This is a genomic window from Sandarakinorhabdus sp., from assembly GCF_040398645.1.
Lineage (GTDB): Bacteria > Pseudomonadota > Alphaproteobacteria > Sphingomonadales > Sphingomonadaceae > Sandarakinorhabdus.
Map to the genome: position 1 here is coordinate 1,871 of NZ_JBBATR010000004.1, position 6,805 is coordinate 8,675.

At 66.5% G+C, this 6,805-nt stretch carries 6 protein-coding genes; 4 read left to right on the forward strand and 2 right to left on the reverse strand.

Features of this window, described 5'->3' with window-relative positions:
• Positions 1–180: 180 nt before the first annotated feature.
• Positions 181–1,266, reverse strand: coding sequence for a DNA-processing protein DprA (gene dprA, locus ABWP50_RS01580; RefSeq protein WP_353216232.1), 1,086 nt, complete (start codon positions 1,264–1,266; stop codon positions 181–183).
• Positions 1,263–1,847, reverse strand: a complete 585-nt coding sequence (plsY, locus tag ABWP50_RS01585; RefSeq protein ID WP_353216233.1) for a glycerol-3-phosphate 1-O-acyltransferase PlsY — start codon at positions 1,845–1,847, stop codon at positions 1,263–1,265. Before plsY ends, dprA begins: the two co-directional genes overlap by 4 nt.
• Before the next feature lie 61 nt (positions 1,848–1,908).
• On the opposite strand from plsY, the gene ABWP50_RS01590 reads away from it, so the two are divergent.
• The 4 genes from ABWP50_RS01590 to ABWP50_RS01605 all read left to right on the forward strand — a co-directional run bounded on the left by ABWP50_RS01590 (position 1,909) and on the right by ABWP50_RS01605 (position 6,805).
• The gene (locus ABWP50_RS01590; RefSeq protein WP_353216234.1) at positions 1,909–3,510 is read left to right on the forward strand and encodes an amidohydrolase family protein; all 1,602 of its coding nucleotides are present in this window, start codon (positions 1,909–1,911) and stop codon (positions 3,508–3,510) included.
• Positions 3,511–3,595: 85 nt separating this feature from the next.
• Positions 3,596–4,012 (forward strand): endonuclease domain-containing protein, encoded by a 417-nt coding sequence (locus ABWP50_RS01595; protein WP_353216235.1) that lies wholly within the window; start codon positions 3,596–3,598, stop codon positions 4,010–4,012.
• Complete coding sequence (locus ABWP50_RS01600) at positions 4,009–5,124, forward strand: L-lactate dehydrogenase (protein ID WP_353216236.1); 1,116 nt, start codon at positions 4,009–4,011, stop codon at positions 5,122–5,124. The genes ABWP50_RS01595 and ABWP50_RS01600 overlap by 4 nt, the downstream gene beginning before the upstream one ends.
• Before the next feature lie 28 nt (positions 5,125–5,152).
• Entirely contained in the window at positions 5,153–6,805 is a 1,653-nt protein-coding gene (locus ABWP50_RS01605) for an NAD+ synthase (protein WP_353216237.1), read from the forward strand.

A 6,805-nucleotide genomic window follows, 5' to 3' on the forward strand; every position in this document is an offset into this window, starting at 1 on the left:
ACCTCGCACGCCTTGCCATCGGCATAGACGGCGACGACCACGCCTTCCGCGCCGGCCGGGATGGTCATGCCATCGGCCATCACGTCCACGGCCAGCCGCACCGAATCGAGTTCGGCCGGTGCGGCGCGGCCGCGCGCAGGGAAATTCACGACGTTCATGGCAGCCCAAATACCATAGGCCTCACCCCAGCGCCACTCGCGCGCCGGCGTGGCGGATGACGGTGCCTTCCAGTTCCAGATCGAGCAGCACCGTTGCCACTTGCGCGGCAGGCAGGCGGGATTGGCGGACGAGTTCGTCGATTTGCACCGGGGTGGGCGACAGCAGGGCCATCACGGCGGCGCGGGCGGCGGGTTCGGCAGTGAGGGCCGGCGCTGCGTCTGGTTCGGAGACGTGCAGCGGTATGGCGGGTTGGCCCGATAGCGTGTGCAGCGCCTCCAGCACGTCCGCCGCGCTTTGGATCAGGGTGGCGCCTTCGCGAATCAGGAGATTGCAGCCCTGCGCGCGCGGATCGAGCGGGCTGCCGGGCACGGCCATGACTTCGCGGCCCAGTTCGGCGGCGATGCGCGCCGTAATGAGACTGCCGGATTTGGGCGCGCCTTCCACCACGATGGTGCCGGCAGCCAGGCCAGCGATGATGCGGTTGCGGCGCGGGAAATGGCGGGCTTGCGGCTGCACACCCGGCGATTGTTCGGCGATCACCAGGCCGTTTGCGGCGATTTTGGCCATCAGATCGGCGTGATCGGGCGGGTAGGCGACATCGATGCCGCCGGCGATCACCGCCACCGTGCCGCGGTCCAGCGCCGCGATATGCGCCGCCGCATCGATGCCGCGCGCCAGGCCGGAGACGACGACGAAGTCCGCCTCCCCCAGATCGGCCGCCAATTGCCGGGCAAAGCGCACCCCTGCCGCGCTGGCGTTGCGCGCACCCACGATGGCCACCGCCGGCCGATCGAGCAGCGCGGCATCCCCATGCGCAAACAGCACCGGCGGCGCGGTTTCGGTGCGGGCGAGCAGCGGCGGATAATCGGATGTGCCCAGAAACAGCAGCTGCGCGCCGAGCCGGGCGGCCTCGCTCAGTTCAGCCTCAGCCGCGTCCTTGGTGCAGATGCTGAGCTGCCGATTGCCGCGCCGCGCCAGATCGGGCAGCGCATCCAGTGCCGCCGCCGCCGAACCAAAGCGCGCCACCAATTGGCGATACGTAACCGGGCCGATACTGTCGGTGCGGATCAGGCGCAGCCGCGAAACGGCGTCAGCAGGCAGGCTCATGTGGATTTTTGCCCGATGCGCGATTCGGTGCCGGCGCGCAGGCGGGCGATATTGTCCCGGTGCTGAAACAGCAGCAGCGCCGCCAGCGCCGCCAGATGCACGGCCCAGGCGCTGTTGCCGGTAAGCGCCCACACGCAAGCCGGGCAGGCCAGCGCCGCCAGCATGCCGCCCACACTGCTGTAGCGCGTGGCGAGCGCGCCGCCCAGCCACGTCGCCAGCGCAATCACGCCGGCCAGCGGCGCGGCAGCGAGCGTGATGCCCAAGATCGTGGCGACGCCCTTGCCGCCGCGGAATTTCAGCCAGATCGGAAAACAGTGGCCCACGAACGCCGCGGTTCCGGCCACGATGGCCCACAATTCGCCCCCCAGATGCCGGCCGATGACCACCGCCGCCGCCCCCTTGCCAGCGTCCAGCAGCAATGTGGCGGCGGCCAGGCCCTTGTTGCCGGTACGCAGCACATTGGTGGTGCCGATATTGCCGCTGCCCACGGCACGGATATCGATACCGATCATCCGGGTGAGCAACAGGCCAAACGGGATCGAGCCGAGCAAATAGCCGATAGCGATGACGGTCCAAATCATGGGCCGAGCCTAGCGGGCGGCGCCCAGCGCGTCTATGCTGCGGGCAACAAAGGGGAAGTGCATGAAAGTCGTGATCGCCATCGCGCTGGGACTGCTGGCCAGCGCCGTATCTGCCCAGATGAAGCCCACCCCCGCGCGCGATACCGCGTTGGCTGCCGGGCCGTATGAAACGCTGGTGATCCGCGGCGCGACCATCATCACCGGCAACGGCGGCCCGCCGCAGGGGCCAGCCGATATCATCATAAGCGGCGGAAAAATCACCGATATCCGCAGTGCCGGCACGCCGGGCCTGCCGATGCGAACGGGCCGCGCGCCAGCCAATCCGACACGGGAGATTGATGCAACCGGCATGTACGTGCTGCCCGGCTTTGTCGATATGCACGGCCATCAGGGCGATCCGGACAAGATGGACACGCCGGATTACGCCTGGAAATTGTGGCTGGCGCACGGCGTCACCACAGTGCGCGGCAATCCGATGTATGGCGATGACGCAGCGCGGGCGCTGGCAGACAAAAAGCGCGCGGCAGCCGGCGAAATCATGGCACCGCGCCTGTATGTGTATCAAACGCTGGGATCAGGCACCAACGCCGGCTGGAAGGGCGGGCGCGTGCAAACCCCTGAAAAAGCGCGCGAATGGGTGCGCTGGGCCGCCAGCGTCGGCGTTGACGGCATCAAATTCTTCAACCGCGGCGACGAAACCCCGCAAATCAACCGCGCGGCCATCGATGAAGCCAAGAAATTGGGCATGGGCACCGTGGCGCATCTTTCGCAGCCCAATATTGCCGAATTCAATGCCCGCGATGCAGCCGCGGCCGGCCTGGGCACCATCACGCATTTTTACGGGCATTTCGAAAGCATGCTCGATGGCCGCCGCGTGCAGGACACGCCAGCCGACTATAATTTCAACGACGAGCAGAAGCGCTTTGGCGGCATCGCCGAAATCTGGAACCAGATCCACGAACCGGGCGGGCCGGAGTGGGTGGAGTATCTGAAGGCACAGAAGGCCAGCGGCGTGGTGTTCGATCCCACCTTCAACATCTACAGCGCCAGCCGCGATCTGATGCGCGCCAAGCGCGCGGATTGGCACGAACGCTACACGCTGCCCAGCCTGACGCAGTTTTTTGAATCCAATCGCGACAATCACGGCAGCTATTTCTTCGATTGGACGTCTGAACGCGAGTATCAATGGCGGCGCTTTTACACGCGCTACATGCAATTGGTGAATGATTACAAGAATATGGGCGGGCGGGTGACGACGGGCAGCGATCCCGGCTTCATCTGGCAGACCTGGGGCTTTGGCTATATCCTCGAGCTGGAATTGCTGCGCGAAGCCGGCTTTGCACCGCTGGAAGTGATCCAGAGCGCCACCATCAACGGCGCCCGCACGCTTGAGGAGCCGAAGGGCCGCGAACCGGATTTCGGGCTGGTGCGGGTGGGCATGCGCGCCGATCTGATCGTGGTGCCGGAAAACCCGCTGCACAATCTGAAAACGCTGTACGGCACCGGCTTTGCGCGGCTGGATGAAGCCACGCAAACCACCGTGACCAAAGGCGGCATCCGCTGGACCATCCGTGACGGCATCGTCCACGATGTGCCGGCGATCTTGAAGAGCGTGGAGGCACAGGTGGCGTCAGCCAAGTCGGCGGCCAAGGCGGCGCGGTGAGGCTCTTGCTTGCGACTTGCAACTCCCTCCCCCTTGAGGGGAGGGCGAGAGACGCTGAAGGCGGCCCAGGGTGGGGGTCGCGCCCGTGACGGTTGAGAAGCCACTGCAATCACGCGCCAAGGCCATGCGACGGGCGCTCACCCCGGCCGAAGCCGTGCTGTGGACGATCCTGCGCAACGAACCACTCAGTCACTGGCATTTCCGCCGCCAGGTCGCGTTCCCGCCGCGCTATATTGCCGATTTCTGCAGTCACGCGGCAAAGACGGTGGTGGAAGCCGATGGCGAAGGACATGTGCTTGGCCATGCAGCAGATGCCGTTCGCGATGCATGGTTTGCCGGCCGTGGCTATCGAGTTGTTCGGTTCGAGAACGGGCATCTGCTGGCCGAACGGGAGGCGGTCTTTCGGGAACTGTGCGCCCAGATGCCAAAGGGCGAACCCCCACCCCGCCGCGCTTCGCGCGAGTCGCCCTCCCCGCAAGGGGGAGGGAGTGGTCCTTTATGAAACCTGCATCCATCCTCGATTATCGCGCGCTCAGCCGGGCACGGGTACCGCGCTTCCTGTTCGATTACACCGATGGTGGCAGCTATGCCGAAACCACGCTGGCGGCGAACCTGGCCGATCTGGCGGCGGTGCAGCTGGATCAGCGGGTGCTGGTGGATGTTTCGCGCGTCGATACTGCGGTGACCTTGCTGGGGCAGACGTTGGCCATGCCGGTCATCCTCGCGCCGGTCGGCCTGGGCGGGATGCACGCCCGGCGCGGGGAGGTGCAGGCCTGGCGCGCGGCGCGGGCAGCCGGGGTGGGGATGGCGCTGTCCACCGTGTCGGTATGCTCGCTGGCCGAGGTGACGCAGGGCGGCGGCGCCGCGCCATGGTTCCAGCTTTATCTGGTGAAGGACCAGGCGGCCAATGAAGCCATGATCGCCGCCGCCCGCGCGCAAGGCTGCCCGGCGCTGGTGCTCACGGTTGATTTGCCGATGCCGGGCGCGCGCTACCGCGATGTGCGCTCCAGCCTGTCTGGCGCGCCGGGCATCGCCGGCAGCCTGCACCGCGCGGCCCAGATGGCGGTGCGGCCGCACTGGGCCGTGGATGTCGGCCTGCGCGGCGGGCCGGCGGCGATGGGCAATCTCAATTCGCTGGTGGGTGCAAAGGCGCCGCTGTCGGATTATCTGGGCTGGCTGGCGCGCAATTTCGATGCCAGCGCCGATTGGGACCGGCTGGCGTGGGTGCGCTCGCTGTGGCCGGGGCCATTGATCGTGAAGGGCATATTGCACCCGGACGATGCTGCGCTGGCGGTGCAGCACGGCGCGGATGCCATCGTCGTGTCCAACCACGGCGGCCGGCAGCTGGACGGCGCCATGTCGGCGGTGAAGGCCTTGCCGGCAATCCTTGATCGGCTGGGCGGCTGCATCCCAGTGCTGGCCGATGGCGGCGTGCGTTCGGGGCTGGACGTGCTGCGCTATGTGTCGCTGGGGGCCAGCGCTGTGCTGATCGGCCGGCCATGGGTGTGGGCGCTGGGCGCGCGCGGGCAGGCCGGGGTGGCGCATGTGCTGGCGCTGCTGCGCGCCGAGCTGGAAACCGCGATGGCGCTCACGGGTCGCACCCGGCTGGCCTGATCGGCCAAACCTCTGTATCGCTCGCGCCATGACCGACAGGCTTATTATCGCTCTTGCCCAGTTGAACGCCAGCGTGGGCGATCTGGCCGGCAACGCCGACGCCATCCTGACGGCGCGCCGCGCGGCCGGCAATGCTGATCTGCTGGTCACGCCCGAACTGTCCATCGTTGGCTATCCCCCCGAAGATCTTGTGCTCAAGCCCGCACTGGTCGCGGCGGCCAAAGCGCAGGTGGAGCGACTGGCAGCGGTAACCGCAGACGGCGGCCCGGCGCTGCTGGTCGGCGCACCGTGGGCGGAAGACGGCAAATTGTTCAACGCGATGCTGCTGCTGGATGGCGGGCGCATTGCCGGCATCACCCGCAAGCATGATTTGCCCAATTACGGCACATTCGATGAAAAGCGGCTGTTTGCTGCCGGCCCGCTGCCTGGCCCGCTGGCGCTGCGCGGTGTACGCATCGGCGTGCCGGTATGCGAAGACATGTGGGCTGCGGATGTGTGCGAGTGCCTCGCCGAAACCGGCGCCGAGCTGCTGATCGTGCCCAATGGCAGCCCGTTTGAAGTGGGCAAGGCTGATCGCCGGCTCAATCTGGCGGTGACGCGCGTCGTGGAAACCGGGTTGCCGCTGGCCTATCTCAACCGCGTCGGCGGGCAGGATGAACTGGTCTTTGATGGCGCTTCGTTCGTGCTGAATGCCAATCGCCGTCTGGCCCACCAATTGCCGGATTGGGATGAAACGATTCGGCTGACCGAGTGGACGCGCGGCGCGGACGGCTGGAGCTGCGACGCCGGCCCGATCAATGTGCACGACGACGAACCAGCCGATATCTACCACGCCATGCTGGTGGGCCTGCGCGATTATGTGAACCGCAATCGCTTTCCGGGCGTTGTGCTTGGCCTGTCGGGCGGCATCGATTCGGCGCTGTCGGCTGCGGTTGCCGTCGATGCGCTGGGGGCGGACCGGGTGTGGTGCGTGATGATGCCCAGCCCGTTCACCAGCCAGGACAGTCTGGATGATGCGGCGCAGTGCGCAGCGCTGCTGGGCTGCCGGCTGGATACGGTGCGCATCGAACCGGCGATGACGGCGTTTGATACGATGCTCGGCCCGCTGTTCGACGGCCGCCCGCGTGACATTGCCGAGGAAAATATCCAGTCCCGCATCCGCGGCCTCACACTGATGGGCCTGTCCAACAAGTTCGGCCCGATGCTGCTGACCACGGGCAACAAGAGCGAGATGAGCGTTGGTTATGCCACCATCTATGGTGACATGGCCGGCGGCTATTCCGTGCTGAAAGACCTTTATAAAACCACGGTTTTTCGCGTTTGCGAATGGCGCAACACCCACAAGCCGCGGCTTGGCCTTGGTCCCGATGGCCCGGTCATGCCGGTGCGGGTGATCACCAAGCCGCCCACCGCCGAACTGCGCGACAACCAGCGCGATGATGACAGCCTGCCGCCCTACGACCTGCTCGACCGCATATTGTTCGCCCTCGTTGAGCAGGAGCGTTCGGCCAGCGACCTGATTGCGCAAGGGCTGGACCCGGCCATTGTCGCCCGCATCGAACGCCTGCTCTATATTGCCGAATACAAGCGCCGGCAGGCACCGCCCGGCGTCAAGATCGGCGGGCGCAATTTTGGCCGTGACCGGCGCTATCCGATCAGCAATGCGTTCCGCACTGCGTAA